Origin of the sequence: Vibrio sp. 1557 (genome assembly GCF_033340175.1) — a bacterium.
GTDB lineage: Bacteria > Pseudomonadota > Gammaproteobacteria > Enterobacterales > Vibrionaceae > Vibrio > Vibrio alginolyticus.
The window spans coordinates 1-1274 of record NZ_JAWOVZ010000165.1 but is presented as its reverse complement, the minus strand read 5'-3'; the positions used below and the strand labels follow the sequence as shown (position 1 = coordinate 1274).

Genomic DNA, 1274 nt, shown 5'->3' with positions numbered 1-1274 from the left:
CTTCTCGCGGCAGGTCTGATTTGGATTTTGATTGGTTACACCTTCGCCCAGCACCACCAGCAAGACGTGGCAAAAGCGGCGTTGGAACATAACCTACTTGAGTACGCCGAGCTGTTGCTGTTTTTGCTCGTCGCGATGACCTACATAAACGCGATGGAAGAGCGCAAACTCTTTGATGCTCTACAAGCGTGGATGGTCGGGAAAGGGTTCGGGTTCAAAAAACTGTTTTGGCTGACAGGCTTTCTGGCGTTTGTTATCTCTCCAATCGCCGATAACTTAACCACGGCCCTTTTGATGTGCGCGGTGGTAATGAAAGTGTCTGGCGACAATCCAAGGTTCGTCAATCTTGCTTGCATCAACATCGTTATCGCAGCCAACGCGGGCGGGGCATTCAGCCCATTTGGTGACATTACAACCTTGATGGTTTGGCAAGCCGGGCACGTGCGGTTCTCTGAATTCATGCCTTTGTTTGTCCCTTCTCTAATCAACTATGTCGTGCCAGCGTTTTTAATGTCCCTTTTTGTACCGAACACCAAACCCAATACCATCCACGAGCATGTCGAATTAAAACGTGGCGCAAGGCGCATTGTGCTGCTGTTTGTCCTCACGATCGCTACGGCTGTCTCCTTCCATGCTGTTCTTCACTTCCCACCCGTGGTTGGCATGATGATGGGCTTGGCGTACCTACAGTTCTTCGGGTACTTCTTAAGAAAAACTCTTAAACATTCGCTCGCGAAAAAAGCGGCCATGGCGATTGCGAATGGGGACGATCATGCGCTGAAACGTTTAGGCTCTGTCGTACCGTTTGACGTATTCCATCGTGTTTCTCGCGCCGAATGGGATACCTTGCTGTTCTTCTATGGCGTCGTGATGTGCGTAGGTGGCTTGAGCTTGCTCGGTTATCTCGAATTGGTTTCAAACGTCATGTACACCCAATGGAATCCGGTTTGGGCGAACGTGATGGTCGGTGTGCTTTCTGCCATTGTCGATAACATTCCGGTCATGTTTGCGGTACTAACGATGGACCCAAGCATGTCCACTGGTAACTGGTTGCTTGTTACGCTCACTGCGGGCGTAGGGGGGAGTTTGTTGTCGATTGGTTCTGCCGCGGGTGTGGCTTTAATGGGCGCAGCGCGTGGCCAATACACTTTCTTTGGCCATTTAAAATGGACGCCCGTGATCGCTCTGGGCTACGCCGCCAGTATTGCCGCTCATTTGTGGATGAACGGCGGCTTGTTTACCTAATCCCAATGACACGCCTAGCTACTTAGTCT

At 51.0% G+C, this 1274-nt stretch carries 1 protein-coding gene; it reads left to right on the top strand.

The window, feature by feature from the left end:
• Nucleotides 1-1245 (top strand): sodium:proton antiporter NhaD (gene nhaD / locus R7070_RS25540; RefSeq protein WP_318141431.1); only part of this gene is annotated, 1245 nt, incomplete at its 5' end.
• Nucleotides 1246-1274: the final 29 nt, after the last annotated feature.